The sequence below is a fragment of the Micromonospora sp. CA-111912 genome, from assembly GCF_050948415.1.
GTDB lineage: Bacteria > Actinomycetota > Actinomycetes > Mycobacteriales > Micromonosporaceae > Micromonospora.
The window spans coordinates 4385317-4402645 of the sequence record NZ_CP192007.1; the positions used below are offsets into that span (position 1 = coordinate 4385317).

The 17329-nt window shown below is 74.7% G+C and carries 7 protein-coding genes; 2 read left to right on the forward strand and 5 right to left on the reverse strand.

The genetic code is table 11. From position 1 onward, the window contains the following. The first annotated feature begins 102 nt into the window (after nucleotides 1–102). Together ACQPZO_RS18360 and ACQPZO_RS18365 are read left to right on the forward strand one after the other, a co-directional pair. Nucleotides 103–618, forward strand: a complete 516-nt coding sequence (locus tag ACQPZO_RS18360; protein ID WP_433342567.1) for an NUDIX hydrolase — start codon at nucleotides 103–105, stop codon at nucleotides 616–618. 30 nt (nucleotides 619–648) lie between these two features. Then, nucleotides 649–1908: a hypothetical protein gene (locus tag ACQPZO_RS18365; RefSeq protein WP_433342568.1), complete on the forward strand. Its 1260-nt coding sequence runs from the start codon at nucleotides 649–651 to the stop codon at nucleotides 1906–1908. A 73-nt stretch (nucleotides 1909–1981) separates the two neighbouring features. On the opposite strand, the gene ACQPZO_RS18370 is transcribed toward ACQPZO_RS18365, so the two are convergent. From ACQPZO_RS18370 to ACQPZO_RS18390, 5 genes are read right to left on the reverse strand one after another with little or no spacing between them, the layout of a single operon-like run. Continuing rightward, entirely contained in the window at nucleotides 1982–7483 is a 5502-nt protein-coding gene (locus ACQPZO_RS18370; protein WP_433342569.1) for an amino acid adenylation domain-containing protein, read from the reverse strand. After that, the gene (locus tag ACQPZO_RS18375) at nucleotides 7480–10599 is read right to left on the reverse strand and encodes a non-ribosomal peptide synthetase (RefSeq protein WP_433342571.1); all 3120 of its coding nucleotides are present in this window, start codon (nucleotides 10597–10599) and stop codon (nucleotides 7480–7482) included. The genes ACQPZO_RS18370 and ACQPZO_RS18375 overlap by 4 nt, the downstream gene beginning before the upstream one ends. A gap of 55 nt (nucleotides 10600–10654) precedes the next feature. Continuing rightward, nucleotides 10655–10843, reverse strand: coding sequence for an MbtH family protein (locus tag ACQPZO_RS18380; RefSeq protein WP_433342573.1), 189 nt, complete (start codon nucleotides 10841–10843; stop codon nucleotides 10655–10657). Then, the gene (locus tag ACQPZO_RS18385) at nucleotides 10843–11796 is read right to left on the reverse strand and encodes a TauD/TfdA family dioxygenase (RefSeq protein ID WP_433342575.1); all 954 of its coding nucleotides are present in this window, start codon (nucleotides 11794–11796) and stop codon (nucleotides 10843–10845) included. Before ACQPZO_RS18385 ends, ACQPZO_RS18380 begins: the two co-directional genes overlap by 1 nt. A gap of 28 nt (nucleotides 11797–11824) precedes the next feature. Then, the gene (locus ACQPZO_RS18390; protein WP_433342576.1) at nucleotides 11825–17329 is read right to left on the reverse strand and encodes an SDR family NAD(P)-dependent oxidoreductase; all 5505 of its coding nucleotides are present in this window, start codon (nucleotides 17327–17329) and stop codon (nucleotides 11825–11827) included.

Consider the following 17329-nt stretch of genomic DNA (forward strand, 5'->3'; position numbering starts at 1 on the left):
CGCCGGCCCGCCGCGCGCTCCGGCCGACGCGCGGGCCACCGCCGCCGTCAGGCACCATGGGAGCGACCGGGCCACCTGAGGCAGCGAACGCGAGGAGCGACGGTGACGGGCATCCCAGACGACCTTCCGGTCGTCGAGCGGCGCGCGGTACGGCTGGTGGTGCTCGACGCCGACCGGCGGCTCCTGTTGTTCCACACCCGCGACCCGGACCACCCCCGGCTCGGCACCTGGTGGGAGCTGCCCGGCGGCGGCGTCGACCCCGGCGAGACGTACCTCGACACGGCCGTTCGGGAGTTACGCGAGGAGACCGGCATCCGGGTGGCGCCGGAACGGGTCGGTCCGCCGCGCTGGCGGCGGCGGGCCAGCTTCATCCACCGCCGGCTGCGCCACGTGCAGGACGAGGTCGTCGTGGTGGTACCGCTGGACGGCCCCGGCCCGGAGGTCGACGAGACCGACCGGCTGGACTACGAGCGGGAGGACTACTTCGGGTTCCGCTGGTGGCCGGTCGCCGAGGTCGTCGGTAGCCCGGATCGGTTCTATCCGGGCCGGCTGCCCGGGCTGCTCACCGCCTTCCTGGCCGGAGAGGAGATCGACGAACCGTTCGAGCTGTTTTCGTGAGGGACCGGCCCGGGCGGGCACAGTAGAGGCATGACGACGAACCTCCACGGCCCGCTGGCCCGCTACGCCGCCCGGCTGCACGGCTCGGTCGGCGACCGACACCACGTCGCGTCCCCGCTGGGTGCCTGGCTGTTGCTCGCGCTGTGCGGGTCGGCCGTCCCCGACACCGACGGCCTCGCCGACGCGTTGGGCACCGACCCGGCGACGGCGGCGCGAACCGCCACCGCGCTGCTCGACGCCCCGCACCCGCTGGCGCCGGCCGCCACCGCCGTCTGGCACCGGCCGGACGCGGACACTGACGCGCTGGCCGCCTGGCGGGCCACCCTCCCCCGCGCCACAGAGACCGGCCCGCTGCCGGACCAGGCCGGCCTGGACGCCTGGGCGCGCAGGCACAGCGCCGGTCTGCTCGACAGGTTCCCGCTGGCCCTCTCGCCCCGCGTCGTGCTCGCGCTGGCCTCGGCCGTGGCCACCCGGATCTCCTGGGCCGACCCGTTCGACCTCGCCCCGGCCGCGGCGCTGGGACCCGACAGCCCCTGGGCCGGACGGCTGACCCGGGTGCTGCGCACCCCGGCGTACGGGCACCGGGCGTGGATCGCCGCGACGCCGGAGGCCGGCGACGTCGCCGTGCACACGGCGGCGGCCGGACCGGGGGGCGGGAACGACGCCGCCGAACCCGGGGACGGGGCCGGGCTACTGGTCGTGTCGGTGGCCGCCGCTCCCGGGGTCGCCCCCGCAGACGTGCTCGCCGCCGCGTACCGGATCGCGGCCGACGCCGACGCCGACGCCGACGAGCCCGCCGGCCGGCGGTCGCTGTTCGAACTGCCGCTGGGCGCGACGCCGCTGTGGACGCTGCGTGAGGAGACCGTCCGCACCCACGCCCGCGACCGCCGGGAGGAGCGGCACGCTGCGGCGCTGCCCTGCTGGTCGGCCCGCGCCGAGCACGACCTGACCGGTCCGGGGCTCGGGTTCTCCGCCCTCGCCCGGGTCCTCACCCCGCTGGTCGGGGGCATTGACATCGAGGCGCGGCAGGCCGTCGTCGCCCGGTACAGCCGGTACGGGTTCGAGGCGGCGGCCGTGACCGGGGTGTTCGGGACGGTGAGCCTGCCCCCGGAGGGGGTGGCCCGCACCGCCGAGCTGCGCTTCGGCCACCCGTACGCGGTGGTGGCCGTCGCCACCGACCGGCGGGGCGGCGGGGTGGGCCCGTGGCACGGGGTGCCGGTCTTCTCCGGCTGGGTCGCCGAGCCCGACGACGTTCCCGAGGCCGAGCTCGCCGACCCGCCCCTGGCGTAGGGCCCGCACCCGGACAGGGTCAGGGGCCTCCGACAGCACACCGGAAGCCCCCGACCCGTCGCTCACGACGCCGTCACGCCGCGACCGGCACCTTCTCCTCCTGCCGCTCGGCGGCCCGGGCGGCCAGCCGCCGCTCGCGCTCCTGGGCGCCGATCAGGTCGTCCGGCAGCGAGTCCGGCACCTCCATGTCGAAGCGCCGCAGCAGCCGGATCGCGAAGCCGCCCAGGGTGACCAGCACCAGCGCCGCGCCGAAGCAGACGTACGCGAAGCCCATGCCGCGGCCCGGACCGGTGCCGATCACCGCGCCCACCGAGCCGGCCAGCGCGCCGCCCGGGGCGAGCATCGGCTCGAACAGGGCGGTGGCGGCCGGGGCGATCAGCGCGAAGCCGATCGGCAGCGTGGACCAGGAGATGGTCTGGTTCAGGCTGAACACCCGGCCGTGGTAGCGCTGGGGAACCTTGACCTGGACGATGGTGGCGTAGATCGACTGGGCGGTGGTCATCGACAGGCCCAGCCAGAACACCCCGACGCAGATCACCGTCACCGAGGCGTCGAGGCCGATCACGATGCACCCCACGGCGGTGCCGAGGTTGCCGATCAGCACGCCGATCATCCGCCGGCTGCGGGGGCCGCCCCACAGCGACATCAGCACGCCGCCCGCCACCGCGCCGAGCGCCTCGGCCAGGGCCACCTGCGCCACCTCCGTGGCGGTGGCGAAGGAGAGCACCATCGGGGTGGTCAGCACCAGGGCCGGGGCCAGGAAGATGTTGCCGATCGCGAAGTAGCCCAGCATCAGCCGGAATCCCCGGTGCTGCCACGAGTAGCGCATCCCGTTGGCGATCGCCGTCAGCAGCCGCTCCCGGGGCCGGAAGCCGAGCAGGTCCGGGAAGCGGACCACGGCCAGGGTCAGCACCGCCACCACGTAGCTGGCCACGTCGATGAGCAGGATGCCCTTGAGCCCGATGGCGGCCAGCAGGCCGGCCGCGAAGACCGGCATCAGCAGCATGGCGGAGCCGTTGGTGAGCTGGGTGACGCCCATCGCGTGGCCGAGGTACCGCTTCGGCACGAGCTGCGGCACCGCCGAGGAGAACGCGATGCGCTGGAACGACCCGGCGACCTGGCTGAGCGCCACCAGGATGTAGATCATCCACAGCCGCAGGTTGTCCGTCCAGAGCAGGGCGGCCAGCACGAGCTGGATCGTCCCGGCGCTGGAGCTGGCGATCATCATGATCTTCCGGCGGCTGACCCGGTCGACGACCGCGCCCGCGATCGGCAGCATCAGCACGCCGCAGACCAGCGCGAGGGCCCAGAGCATGCCCAGGTTGGCCACCGAGCCGGTCCGGGTGAACAGCCAGATCGGCACGGCGAACGCGGTCAGCGCCGAGCCGGTGGTGGAGACGAACTGGCCGGCGGTGACCGCCACGAACCGGCCCATGCTCGGCTTCACCACCGCCTTCTCCGAGCCCGGGGCCGCGCCGATGCGCTGGTGGTCGGCGACCACCCAGCCGGCGTCCTCGCCCCTGGCCGGAGCCTCCAGGGCGGTGGTGTCGCCGGCGAGCACCGCCGGGTGCGCCGCCGTGACGATCTCGGCCAGCTCGTCGGCCCGGTACTTGAGGAAGAAGTGCCCCGCCTGGTCGAGGACGACCAGCCCGAGGGTGTCGGAGAGGAACCCCCACTCGGCGTACCGCTCGGTGTAGTAGTCGGTCACCGGGTCCTCGGAGCCGACCACCGAGACGATCGGGGCGCGCAGCTTCGCCGTCCCGGCGTCCAGCAGGCCGGTGAAGTACTCCTCCGAGGCGCGGGAGTCGGCCCGCATGTTGCTGATGATCCGGTCGGCCTGCTCCGGGTCCAGCTCGTCGGTGTCCACCCCCATCGACTTGAGCCAGCTCGCGTAGTGCTTGTTGCTGCGGAGCTGTTCGAGGCGGTTGCGGGCGGCGGCGAAGAGGCCCTTCGGGCGGGCGAACGGGAACATCGCGCCGATGTAGACGGCCTCCAGCTCCCGGCCGGTCGCCTCGACCTTGCGGGCCACCTCGGCGACGATCGCGCTGCCGACGCCGCAGTGGCCGTACAGCACGATCGGCCCCTCGATCCGCTCGACGATCTCGTCGGCGACCCGCCGGGTCAGCTCCTCGAACGGCAGGCCGTCCTCGCTGAGCCCGACGTCGTGGCCGGGGATGGCCAGCGAGTACAGGGCGTTGCCGGCGGGCAGGGCGTCGGCGAGGGGCTGGTAGACGATGGCGCTGCCGCCGCCGTACGGGACGCAGACGTTTGTGCGAACCCGTTTGCCGGCCGGGATCGGCTTGGTCAGCTCGTAGAGCAGCCGGCGCGGGCCGTCGTCGGCGGCGTCGCCGGTCATGAACGCGGACAGCTCCCGGATGGTCCGCTGCTGGAACAGGTCCATCACGCCGACCGGACGGCCGCCGTGCTCGGCCTTGCGGATCTTCGCCACCACCTGGGTGGCGAGCATCGAGTGCCCGCCCAGGTCGAAGAAGTCGTCGTCGATGCCGAGCGTGTCGACGCCCAGCACCTCCGACCAGATGCCGGCCAGCAGCCGCTCGGTGTCGTCGCGCGGCTCGACCAGCGCCACCGACGCCTCGCGGGTCACCACGGGGGCGGGCAGCGCCCGGCGGTCGAGCTTGCCGTTGGGGCTCAGCGGCAGCGCGTCGAGGGTGACGAACGCGGTCGGCACCATGTACTCGGGCAGGGTCTCCTTCAACGCCGCCTTCAGCGCGGCGTGCTCGGCGTCGCCGACCACGTACCCGGTGAGCCGCTTGTCGCCCGGGGTGTCCTCGCGGACGATCACCGCCGCCTCGGTCACCTGGGGCTGCTCGCGCAGGGCGCTCTCGATCTCGCCCAGCTCGATGCGCAGGCCGCGCAGCTTCACCTGGTGGTCGATCCGGCCCAGGAACTCGACGACCCCCGAGCCGTCCGGCGAGGCCACCCAGCGGGCCAGGTCGCCGGTGCGGTACAGCCGGGCGCCCGGCTCGAAGGAGAACGGGTCGGGCACGAACCGCTCGGCGGTCAGCGCCGGCCGGCGGTGGTAGCCCCGGGCCAGCCCGACGCCGCCGATGTGCAGCTCGCCCGCGACGCCGACCGGGCACTCGTTGCCGGCCGGGTCCAGCACGTGCAGCCGAAGGTTGGCGATCGGGCCGCCGATCGGGACGCTGGTCAGCCCGGCCAGCCTGGCCGGGTCGCAGTGCCAGGCGCTGACGTCGATGGCCGCCTCGGTGGGGCCGTACAGGTTGTGCAGCTCGCACCAGGGCAGCCGGGCGGTGAACTCCACCGCCGAGACCAGCGGCAGTTCCTCGCCGGAGCAGATCACCCGGCGCAGGCCGGTGGCCGCCTCGGCCCCGTCCTCGCCGAGGAACACGGTCAGCATCGACGGGACGAAGTGGGCGGTGGTGATCCGCTCGGACACCAGCAGGTCGCGCAGGTACGCGGCGTCCTTGTGCCCGCCGGGCCTGGCCAGCACCAGCCGGGCGCCCTCGCGCAGCGGCCAGAAGAACTCCCACACCGACACGTCGAAGCTGGCCGGGGTCTTCTGCAGCACCGCGTCGTCGGCACCGAGCCGGTACGCCTTCTGCATCCAGTCCAGCCGGTTGACGATGCCCCGGTGGGTGTTCGGCACCCCCTTGGGCCGGCCGGTGGAGCCGGAGGTGTAGATGACGTACGCCAGGTTGCCCGGCCCGGCGGTCGGCGCGGGGTCGGCGGCGGGCTGGTCGGCCCACACCGACTCGTCGTCCAGGGCCAGCACGGTCGCGCCGGTGTCGGGCAGCACGTCGCGCAGGTGCTCCTGCACCAGCACGACACCGGCGGCGGCGTCGGTGACCATGAAGGACAGCCGGTCGGCCGGGTACTCCGGGTCCAGCGGCAGGTAGGCGCCGCCGGCCTTGAGCACGCCGAGCAGCCCGGCGACCAGCTCCACCGAGCGTTCCGCGCACACCCCGACGAGGGTCTCCGGGCCGACGCCGGCGGCGCGCAGCCGGTGCGCCACCCGGTTCGCGGCGGCGTTCAGCTCGGCGTACGTCACCGAGCGGTCCTCGAAGGTCAGCGCCACCGCGTCCGGGGTGGCCGCGGCCCGCTGCTCGAACGGGCCGTGCAGGGTCTGCGCCTGCGGGAAGTCGGCCGTGGTGGCGTTCCAGCCGGCCAGCAGCTCCCGCTCGGCGGGTGCGGTCAGCTCCAGCGCGGAGACCCGGGTGTCCGGGGCGGCGACGACCGCCCGCAGCAGGGTGGTCCAGCGCCGCGCGATCCGCTCGACGGTCTCCCGGGTGAACAGGTCGGTGTTGAAGACCAGCTTCCCCCACAGGCCCTCGGTGGTCTCCACGGCGTGCAGCTCGAAGTCGAAGCGGGTGGCCCGCAGCTCCATCGGGTTCCACTGGAAGCGCACGTCGGCGGCGTCGGAGACCCCGGTGAACCGGCCCATCTCGTAGTTCTGGAGCACGAACATGGCCTGGAACACCGGGGACCGGCTCACGTCGCGGGGCAGCCCCAGCTCGTGGACGACCTTCGCGAACGGCACCTCGGCGTGCTCGAAGCCGTCCAGCACACTGCGCCGGGTGCGTTCCAGCAGCTCGGTGAACGTCGGGTCGCCGGCCAGCTCGGCCCGCATCGGCAGCATGTTGATGAACATGCCGACGATGTTCTCCAGCTCGGGGGCGGACCGGCCGGCCACGGACGCGCCGACGGCGAAGTCGTCCTGGCCGGCGTGCCGGGCCAACAGCACCTGGTACGCGGCGAGCAGCGTCATGAACAGCGTGCCGCCGCCGGCCCGGGTGAGCGCGTTGAGCCGCTCGGTGTCCGCCGGGTCGAGCTGGAACTCGACGAAGTCGCCCCGGTAGGTCTGGGTCGCCGGGCGGGGCGCGTCCAGCGGCAGCTCCAGCGGGGTGATCCCGGCCAGTCGGGACTTCCACCAGTCCAGGTGGCCCTGGGCCGCCGGGCCTTCCAGCTCGCGGGCCTCCCAGACGGCGAAGTCGCCGTACTGCACGGGCAACGCCGGCGGTTCGCCGCCGTGGTAGAGGGTGATCAGGTCGCGCAGCAGCACGTCCACCGACCAGCCGTCGCCGACGATGTGGTGCTTGCCGAGGAACAGCACGTGGTCATCGTCGGCCAGTCGGATCAGCAGGGCGCGCAGCAGCGGCCCGGCGGCCAGGTCGAACGGCTCCGTCGAGGCGGCGTCGACCAGCGCCTGCGCCGCCGCCTCGTCGGCCGCCTCCGTCACCGTCAGCGGCACCTCGACGGTGTCCTCGACGACCACGGTGGGGCGGCCGTCGGCGTCGGCCGGGAACCGGGTGCGCAGCGACTCGTGCCGCGCGGTCAGCCCGGCCAGCGCGCGGCGCAGGGCCGCGACGTCGAGCGGGCCGCGCACCCGCAGCGGCACCGCGATGTGGTACGCGGCCTCGCCCGGGGCGAGCTGGTCCATGAACCAGACCCGCTCCTGGGCGTACGACAGCGGCACCTCGGCGTTCTCGGGCCGGGGGGTGATCCGGGCGACCGGGGTGGCCTGGCGGCGGCGTAACCGCTTGGCGATCAGCGCCTGCCGGGCCGCCTCCCGGGCCGGATCCTTCAGGTCGGTCATGTGGTACGTCCCTCTTCCGTCGCCAGCAACGCGGCGACCTCGGTGTCGGAGAGCTCATCGAGTTCCGCGGCGATCAGGCTCTCGAGCTGGGCGGCCAGGTCGGCCACCACCGGGCTGCCGAACAGCGCCCGCATCGGCAGGTCGACGTCCACCTCGGCCCGGATCCGGGCCATCGCCCGCATGCCGCGCAGCGAGTTGCCGCCGAGGGCGAAGAAGTCGTCGGTCGCGCCGACCTTCTCCACGCCGAGGATGTCGGCGTACACCTCGGCCACCAGGGCCTCGGCGTCGGTGCGCGGGGCGACGTACGCGTCGTCGACCGTCCCGGCGGCCGGGGCGGGCAGCGCGGCCCGGTCCAGCTTGCCGTTCGGGGTCAGCGGCAGCGCGTCGAGCTGGACGAACGCGGCCGGCACCAGGTGCGCCGGCAGCTCCCGGGCCAGGTCGGCGGCCAGCGCGGCCTCGTCGGCGTCGCCGACCAGGTAGCCGACCAGGGTCGGCTCGCCGGAGTCGGTGCGCACGGCCACCGCCGCCTCCCGGACGCCGGGCCGGGCCAGCAGGGCCGACTCGATCTCGCCCAGCTCGATGCGCATGCCGCGCACCTTCACCTGCTCGTCGCGGCGGCCCAGGTACTCCAGCGTCCCGTCGGCCCGCCACCGGGCCAGGTCGCCGGTGCGGTACATCCGCTGCCCGGCCTCCCCGTACGGGCAGGGCAGGAAGCGCTCGGCGGTGAGGCCGGGGCGGCGCAGGTAGCCGCGGGCGAGCTGGTCGCCGGCGACGTACAGCTCGCCGGCCACGCCCGGCGGCACCGGGTTCAGCGCCGCGTCCAGCAGCAGCGCCCGGGTGTTCCAGGTGGGGGTGCCGATCGGCACCGCCCCGGCGGGCAGCTCCGCCCCCGGCGCGATCCGGGCGGCGACGCAGCCGACGGTGGCCTCGGTCGGGCCGTACTCGTTGATCACCGCCGCCTCGGGGTGGGCGGCCCGCCAGTCGGCGAGCTGCTCGCCGGTGAGCGCCTCGCCGCCGATGACCAGGTCGGCCGTCGGCGACAGCGCCTCGTCGAGCAGCGGCAGGTGACTCGGGGTCACCTTGAGGAAGGTCGGCCGGCCGCCGGCGCGGGCGGCCGGCTCGTCGATCGCCGCGAGCCGGACCGTGCCGCCTGCGGTGAGCGGCCCGAGCAGCCCGGTGACGGTGAGGTCGAACGACACCGGCGAGTGCAGCAGGGCGGTGCCGGCCAGGCCCGGGTAGGTGTGCCGGGCCCAGGCCAGGTACGCGGTCACCGACCGGTGCTCCACCACGACGCCCTTGGGGCGGCCGGTGGAGCCGGACGTGTACAGCACGTAGGCCGGGTGGTCCGGGCGCAGCGGCGCGGCCCGGTCGGCGTCGGTCAGGTCCGCCGCGTCGAGGTCGGCGGCGGTGAGCGGGTCGAGCACCAACGCGTCGCCGGGCACGTTGGCGGCGGTGTCGGCGGTGGCCAGCACCAGCGCCGGCTCGGCGTCGGTCAGCAGGTACCCGATCCGGGCCGCCGGGTAGCCGGTGTCCACCGGCACGTACGCCGCGCCGGACTTGAGCACCGCGAGGATGGCCACCAGCAGGTCCATCGAGCGGGGCAGCGCGAGCGCGACCCGGGTCTCCGGGCCGGCCCCTCGGGCGACCAGCAGCCGGGCCAGCCGGTTCGCGGCGGCGTTCAGCTCGGCGTACGTCAGCTCGGCGCCGTCGCAGACCAGCGCGAGGGCCTGCGGGGTGGCCGCGGCCTGGCGCTGCACCTCGTCGACCACGGTGCTCACCGGCCGGTGGTGGTCGGTGGCGTTCCAGGTGGACAGGACGAGCCGCCGCTCGGCGTCGTCGAGCAGCGGCAGCTCGGAGACCCGCCGGCCGGGGTCGGCGACGGCGGCGGCGAGCAGCCGGACGTACCGGGTGACGATCGACTCGGCGGTGGCCCGGTCGAACAGGTCGGTGCGGTAGACCAGCCGGCTCTCCCCGGCGGTGACGTCGAAGGCCAGGTCGTCCTTGGTGGTGCCCAGCGGCACCGGATCCAGGCCGGAGTCGGGGATGAAGTTCAGCGCGGTCTGGAAGATCGGCTGCACCGACGGGTCCCGCTGCGGGGCGACGGCCTCGACGATCTTCTGGAACGGCGTCTGCCCGTGCTCCATCGCGTCGATGAGGCCACCCCGGACGCGGCCGAGCAGCTCGGCGACGGTGGGGTCGCCGGTCAGGTCGCAGCGCAGCGCCACCGGGTTGACGAACATGCCGACCAGCGGGGCCACCTCGTCGGTGTCCCGGCCGGCGGTGGACACGCCGACCACCACCGTGTCGTCGCCGGAGATCCGGGACAGCAGCGCGGCGAACCCGGTCAGCAGCACCATGTACGGGGTGGCGGCCGAGGCGGCGGCGAGCCGGCCGACGGAGTCGAGCAGCCCGTCGGGCAGGTCGAAGCGCACCTCGTCGCCGGCGAAGCCGAGCTGCGCCGGGCGGGGCCGGTCCAGCGGCAGACCGGTCACCGCCGGGGCCCCGGCCAGGTGGCCGGTCCAGAAGGCGAGCTGCCGGTCCAGTTCCGGGCCGGTGAGCTGGTCGCGCTGCCAGGCGGCGAAGTCGGCGTACTGGATGGGCAGCTCGGGCACCGCGGCGGGGGCGCCGGTGAGCGCGGCGGTGGTGAACGCGGCCAGCTCGCCGGTCAACACCACCGCCGAGTGGGCGTCGTAGACGGCGTGGTGCATCACACCCAGCAACGTCCACGCCGTGTCGCCCTTGATCAGCCGGGCCCGCCACAGCGGCGCGGCGTCCAGCGGGATCGGGGTGCGGGCCAGTTCCTCCTTGATCGCCGCGAACCGGGCGAGCCGCTCGGCCTCCGGCAGGCCCGACAGGTCCTCGGCGTCGATCCGGACCGGCTCGTGCGCGCGGACCACCTGCACCAGGACCCCGTCCGCCATCCGCAGGTGGGTGCGCAGCGCCTCGTGCCGGGCGACGACCTGGTTGAACACGTCGCCGACCGCGTCGGCGTCCAGCTCGGCCGGGAAGGACCACAGGTTGGACACGTTGTAGACCGGCGAGCCGGTGTCGAGCTGGTTGGCCATCCACACCCGCTCCTGCGCGAAGGAGACGGGAAAGGTCCACTCCCGGGTCACTGTGCCCACCCTTCGTTCGCGACTGCGGGGCTCCGCTCCGCTGCACTCCTCGCGCTCACTGGGTGCCCTCGCGGACGGAACGGGGGCGCATGTCGGTCCACACGGTGTCGATGTGCGCCAGGCACTCCTCGCGGGTGCCGGCGAAGCCGGTGTCGCTCCAGCCCGCGGGGAGCTCACGGTCGGCCGACCAGATCGAGTACTGCTCCTCGTCGTTGCGCACGACCAGGAAGCGTGATTCGGCCATCAGTTGTCTCCAGTGCTCTCGGGGGTGTGCGGCTCGGCCATCGCGACGGCGATCTTGCGGGGGCCGGTGAACGGCTCCCGGGCGTGCGCGGCGGTCATGTTGTCCACCACCAGCACGTCGTCGCGCTGGTAGTCGAAGCGGACACTGGCGGCCCGGTACGCGGCCCGCAGGTGGTCCAGCACGTCGCCGGGGATCTCGCCGCCGTCGCCGTAGTAGGTGTTCGACGGCAGCCCGTCGGGGCCGAACATCGCCAGCAGCCCCTCCTGGTACTCCACCGGCAGGGTGCTCACGTGGAAGAACGTGGCGTGGTTGAACCAGCGCGGCGTGTCCGAGCCGGGCCGGTGGTGCACCACGTCGCGTACGGCGCGGGTGCGCAGCCCGTCCCCGCCGACCCATTCCAGGGCGATCCGGTTGGCCGCCGCGTACGCCTCGACCTCGGCCCGGTCGTCGGTGTTGAACACGTCCTGCCAGCGGGTGCCGAAGTCGGCGTGGAAGTTGCGCACCAGCATCCACCGGCGGCGGACGAACTCCTCCCGTACGGCCGGGTCGATCAGCTCGTACACCCGGCGCACGTCGGCGAGCGGGGTCGCGCCCCGGGTCTGGGGCGGGGTGACGCACCAGAAGAACAGGGTCAGCGGCCAGCGCGCCTGGTACGAGTTCTCGTTGTGCAGGAAGATCTCCTCGTCCGGCGGGTAGTCGGTCGAGGTGTAGACCCGGCCCTTGATGGAGTGCCGGGGCGAGGACCGCTCGGTGTAGACCAGCGGCTCCCCGGCCAGCGCCCGCACCACCGCGTCGAAGCCGTCGACGCCGCCGACGTCGAAGCCACGGAACAGCAGCCCGCCGTGCTCGACGAGGGTGGCCCGCAGCTCCGCCCGGCGGGCGTCGATGAGGTCGGTCAGCGCCCGGCCGTCGCTTTCGACGACCACCGGCAGCGTGGCGATCGTGTCGCTCATAGCTCTGTACTCCCTTGTTCCTCGGTGCTCACGCGCGGGGCAGCCGCGGGATGCTCGTGGTCGCCGCCGGGGTGGCCGGCTCGGCTACGGCGGACGCCTCGGCGCGCAACTCCTCGATCCGGACGGCCAGCCCGGCGACGGTGGGCGTCTCGAAGAGGCTGCGCATCGGCAGCCGCACCCCGGTCGCCTTGCGCATCGACGCGATGAGCTGCACCGCGACGAGGGAGTTGCCGCCGAGGGCGAAGAAGTCGTCGTCCACACCCACCACCGGCACCCCGAGCCCGTCGCGCCACACCTGGGCGATGGTGGCCTCCAGTTCGGTGCGCGGCGCCGCCGAGCCGCCGGCCTCCACAGTGGCGGCGGACGCGGTCGGGTCGGTCTCCGACTCCAGGCTCTCGGTGGTGACCCGGGCGGCGCGACGCCGAATGTCGGCCACCGACCGGGTGGTGATCACCACCTGGGCGCCGAGGCCGGCGGTGAGGCTGCGCCGGAACGCCTCCGCGCCGTCGATTGGCCGGATGTCCTCGCCGGGAACGTCGGCGGCCGGGGCGGTGCCGGCCGGGACGGCGTCGGCGGCGAGCCCTCCGGTGACCGCCGACTGGTCCACCCGGCGCAGCACGAAGTCGCTGATCGCGACCAACTCCCGGCCGGACGTGTCGGTCAGGGTCAGGTCGGCGGTGATCACCTCGTCGGTTCCGCCGTCGCGGTGGCGCAGGTGGCTGTGGAACCGCTGCGGCAGCGTTCCGCGCACCACGATCCGCCCGTACGACAGCGGCAGGTAGGTGCCCGAGCCCTGACCCTGGCCGAACGCGGTGGCCACGTCCAGCAGGGCCGGGTGCAGCCCCCACGCGGCCAGGTCGGCGACGGCCTCGGCGGGCGCCTCGACGAGGGCCAACTCCTCGCCGTCGGCGAGGTGGTGCTCGGCCAGCGAGTGCCAGCGCGGCCCGAAGGTCAGCATGCTGGTGCGGCCCCGGCCGAACGACGAGTCGTCGTCGACCCGGCGGGACCGGGCGACCACGTCGGCGAGGTCCCGCGCCGGCGGGGCGGGGTCGGCGGTCCAGCCCGCCGCGCCGCGCACGTGGGTGCGCAGCACCCCGGCGGCGAGGCTCTGCACCACGAACTCCGTCGACTCGTCCTCGGCGGCGGTCAGCGTCACCCGGTACTGGGCGACCGAGCCGTCCGGCACCGAGAACGGCTCCAGGAACACCACGTCGCGCAGCTCCACCGCCGCGTCCGGGCCGGGGGCGGGGACGGCGGCGACCACGGCGGCGCGGACGGACTCCAGGTGGGCGGTGCCCGGCACCACCGGCACCCCGCCGATGCGGTGCTCGTCGAGCAGCCAGTGGGTGGCGGCGCAGACCAGACCGTGCAGCACCGTGCCCTCCGGGCCGGTCACCTTCGTGGTGAGCACCGGGTGGTCGACGGCGGCGGTGACGGTGTCCCGGGTCAGGGCCCGGAACCCGGCCGGGGCGGTGCTCTCCGCCGCCATGCCGACCTCGGCCCAGCCGCCCCAGTTCTGCGACACCACCGGGGCGGACCAGCCGGTGCCCGCGCGGGCGTGCGCGTCGAGGAAGTTGTTCGCCGCGCAGTAGTCGACCTGGCCGAAGCCGCCGATCACGGCGGTGATCGAGGAGCACAGCACCACGAAGTCCAGCGGCAGGTCCCCGAAGACCTGGGCGAGGGCGAGCGTGCCGGCGAGCTTCGGGGCGAGCACCCGCTCGGCCTCGGCCCGCTCCTTGATCTCGGCCATGCCGCCGCCGGGCAGGCCGGCGGCGTGCACGACGCCGTCGATCCCGCCGAACTCGGCCTCGGCGGCGGCCCGGACCCGGCGCAGGTCGGCCGGGTCGGTGACGTCGGCGGCGAGCACCAGCACCGACGCGCCGGCCTCCTCCATCCGGCGGATCGCGGCGATCGCCCGACCCACCCGGTCGGACTGGCCGGAGCCGTGCACGGCGAGGTGGTCGTCCCACTGCTCGCGCGGCGGCAGGCCGGAGCGGGCCAGCAGCACCAGCTTCGCCCGGGCCCGCCGGGCGAAGTCCTCGGCGAGGGTGATGCCGATGCCGCCGAGGCCGCCGGTGATCACGTACCGGCCGCCGTCGCGCAGCGCCCCGGGCTCACCCTCGGCGTCGACGGTGACCTGCTCGTAGCCGGTGACCCAGCGGCGGGTGCCGCGCAGCGCCACCTCGGCGTGTTCCGGGTCGACCGGGCGGCGCAGCTCGGCGACCAGGGCGTCCGCCCCGGTGGCGGCGGGGTCGGCGTCGAGCAGCCGGACGGTCAGCCCGGGCAGCTCGACGGGGAGCACCCGGACCAGGCCGGTGAGGGTGGCGTGCTCGGGTCGGGTCAGGTCCGCACCGGTCACGTCGCCGATGCCTGCGGTCACCAGGTCCAGGGCCAGCGAGCCGTCCTCGGCGGTGCGGCCCGCCCCGGCGAGGGCCTGCACCAGGTGCAGGGCGCTGAAGAAGCCCCGGTCCTGGGCGGCCCAACCGGCGGCGATGTCGGTGCCGGTGGGCTCGCCGTCGAGGGCGAAGGCGTGCACCAGCCGCCCGGGCAGGGCGTCGCCGAGGGCGGCGACCAGCGCGTCGTGGTCCTCACGCACGCCGGGGCGCAGCACCCAGCCGCCGTCGGTGGCGGCGAAGGCGTCGCCGGCGCGTACCTCGACGATCTCGGCGCCGGCGGAGCGCAGGCCGGCGACGAGCGCGTCGCCGCGCGGGCCGTCGGCCAGCACCAGGCAGCGGCCGGGCGCGGCGGTGGCCGGCGCGGGCGCGGCCTGACGCCACACCGGCACGGCGAACCACTCGGGCAGCGCCCGCGGGCCGGTCTCGGCCGGCGCGGCGGTGGCCTGCTCCTGCGGGTCCGGGTCGACCCAGTAGCGGCGCCGCTCGAACGGGTACGTCGGCAGCGGCACCCGCCGGGCGTCCGGGTCGGAGCCGGCGCGCACGGGCAGACCGGCGCACCAGAGCGCCCCGGCGGTGGTGAGCAGGGCGGCCAGGTCGCCGTCCGGCTCCCCCGGGCCGGGCAGGCTGCCCAGCGGGACGAGCGCCCGCTGCTCCGGCGAGCCCTTGGCGACCTGCATCCGGGCAAGGTTGGCGAGCTGCCGGCCGGGGCCGCACTCGACCAGCGCCCAGGTGCCCTCCGCGAGCAGGGTCGCCACGCAGTCGCCGAAGCGCACCGGCTGGCGCAGGTGCGCCGCCCAGTACGCCGGGTCGGTGGCCTGCGCGTCGGTGATCCAGGTGCCGGAGACGTTCGACAGGAACGGGACCTTCGGCGCGTGCAGCGGCACGGCGGCCATCAGCGCGGTGAACTCGGCGAGGATCGGGTCCATCATCGGCGAGTGGAAGGCGTGCGAGGTGCGCAGCGCCTTGCTCTTGACCTTGCGGGTGGTCTTCAGGGTCTCGGCGAACGCGGCGACCACGTCGGTCTCCCCGGCCACCACGCAGGTCCCGGGGCCATTGACCGTGGCGATCGAGACACCCTCGGGCAGCAGCCCGGCGACCACCGACTCGTCCAACGGGACGGCCAGCATCGACCCGGCCGGCAGCGACTGCATGAGCCGACCCCGGGCGGCGACGATCCGCAGCGCGTCGGGCAGGTCGAGCACCCCGGCGACGGTCGCGGCGACGTACTCGCCGATGGAGTGCCCGGCCATCGCCGCCGGCCGGACCCCGACGCGCTGCCAGTGCGTGGCCAGGGCGTACTCGACGACGAACAGGGCCGGCTGGGTGTAGCGGGTCTGGAGCAGCTTCTCGGCTGCCTCCGGGTCCCGGTCGAGGAGCAGGTCGCGGATGTCCAGGCCCAGCTCGCCCCGGAGCAGCTCGGCGCACTCGTCGACGACGGCGGCGTAGCCGGGCTCCTCGGCGTAGAGCTGCGCGCCCATCCCGGCGTACTGGCTGCCCTGGCCGGAGAGGAGGAAGGCGACCCGGGGCGCGGGGCCGTCGGCGACGCCGGCCTGCCGGCGGCGCTTGGTGCGCAGGGCGGCGACGGCGTCGGGCAGGTCGGTGGCGACCACCGCGACCCGGTGCGCGTACTGCTGGCGGCCCACCCGCAGGGTGTGCGCGACGTCGGCCAGGTGCGCGGCCCCGCCGTCGGGGTTGCCGGCGAGGTGCTCGGCGAGCCGGTCCACGGCGGCCTCCAGCGCCGTGCCGGTCTTCGCCGACACGTGCAGCAGCTGCGCGGGGCGCACCCGCCGGTCGGTGCGGTACGCCTCCGGCGCCTCCTCGAGCACCACGTGGGCGTTGGTGCCGCCGATGCCGAAGGAGCTGACCCCGGCCCGGCGGGGCCCGCCGTCGGTGTCCCACTTGGTGAGGGTGTTCGCCACGTAGAACGGGGTGTCGGCGAACTCGATCGCCGGGTTCGGGGTCTCGTAGTTGATGGTCGGCGGAATCAGCCCGTGCTCCATCGCCAGCACCGTCTTGATCACGCTGACGATGCCGGAGGGCTGGCTGAGGTGGCCGATGTTGGACTTCACCGAGCCGATGCCGCACCAGCCCCGCTCGTCGGTGTCCTTGGTGTACACCGCCGACAGGGCGGCAACCTCGATCGGGTCGCCCATCGCGGTGCCGGTGCCGTGCGCCTCGACGTAGCTGATGGTGCGCGGGTCGATCCCGGCCATCCCGACGGCCTGGGCGACGGCCTCCATCTGCCCGTCGACGCTGGGGGCGGTGAAGCCGACCTTGCCGGCCCCGTCGTTGTTGATGGCGTTGCCGAGCACCACGGCGCGGATGTGGTCGCCGTCGGCGATCGCGTCGGAGAGCCGCTTGAGCAGGGTCACCCCGACGCCGCTGCCCCACATGGTGCCGTTCGCCTCCGCGTCGAACGGCCGGCACCGCCCGTCGGGGGAGGTGAAGCCGTCCATGCCGAGGTACCCGGCGTGCGGCAGCTCGATGTTGACGCCGCCCGCGAGGGCCATGTCGCACTCGCCGTTGCGCAGCGCCTCGCAGGCCAGGTGGAACGCGACCAGGGAGGTGGAGCAGGCGGTGTGCACGGTGAGGCTGGGCCCGCGCAGGTCCAGCCGGTACGACACACCGGTCGCCACGTAGTTGGGCGAGTTGCTGGTGGCGATGGAGACGGCGTTGTGCGGGTTGCCGCCGACCCGCTTGTTGTTCAGCACGTTGCGGTGGAGGTACGCGGTGCCGCCGGTGCCGGCGTACACGCCGACCGCGCCGTCGTAGCGGGCCGGGTCGTAGCCGGCGTCCTGCAGGGCGGTGTAACAGGTCTCCAGGAACAGCCGGTGCTGCGGGTCGGTGACCTCGGCCTCCCGGGCGGTCATCCCGAACAGGGCGGCGTCGAACTGGTCGTAGCCGTCGACCAGCGGGGCCTTGTTGACCCAGCCCGGGTCGTCGAGCTCCTCGGGGGTGACGCCCCGGGCGAGCTGCTCCTCGCGGGTCAGCTCGGTGACCGACTCGACGCCGTCGACCAGGTTGCGCCAGAACTCGTGCACGTCGGCGGCGCCGGGCAGCCGGGCGGCCAGCCCGACGATCGCGATCGGCTCGATGCCGTCGTCGGCGGGATTGTCAGTTTCGATCGCGTTGTCCAT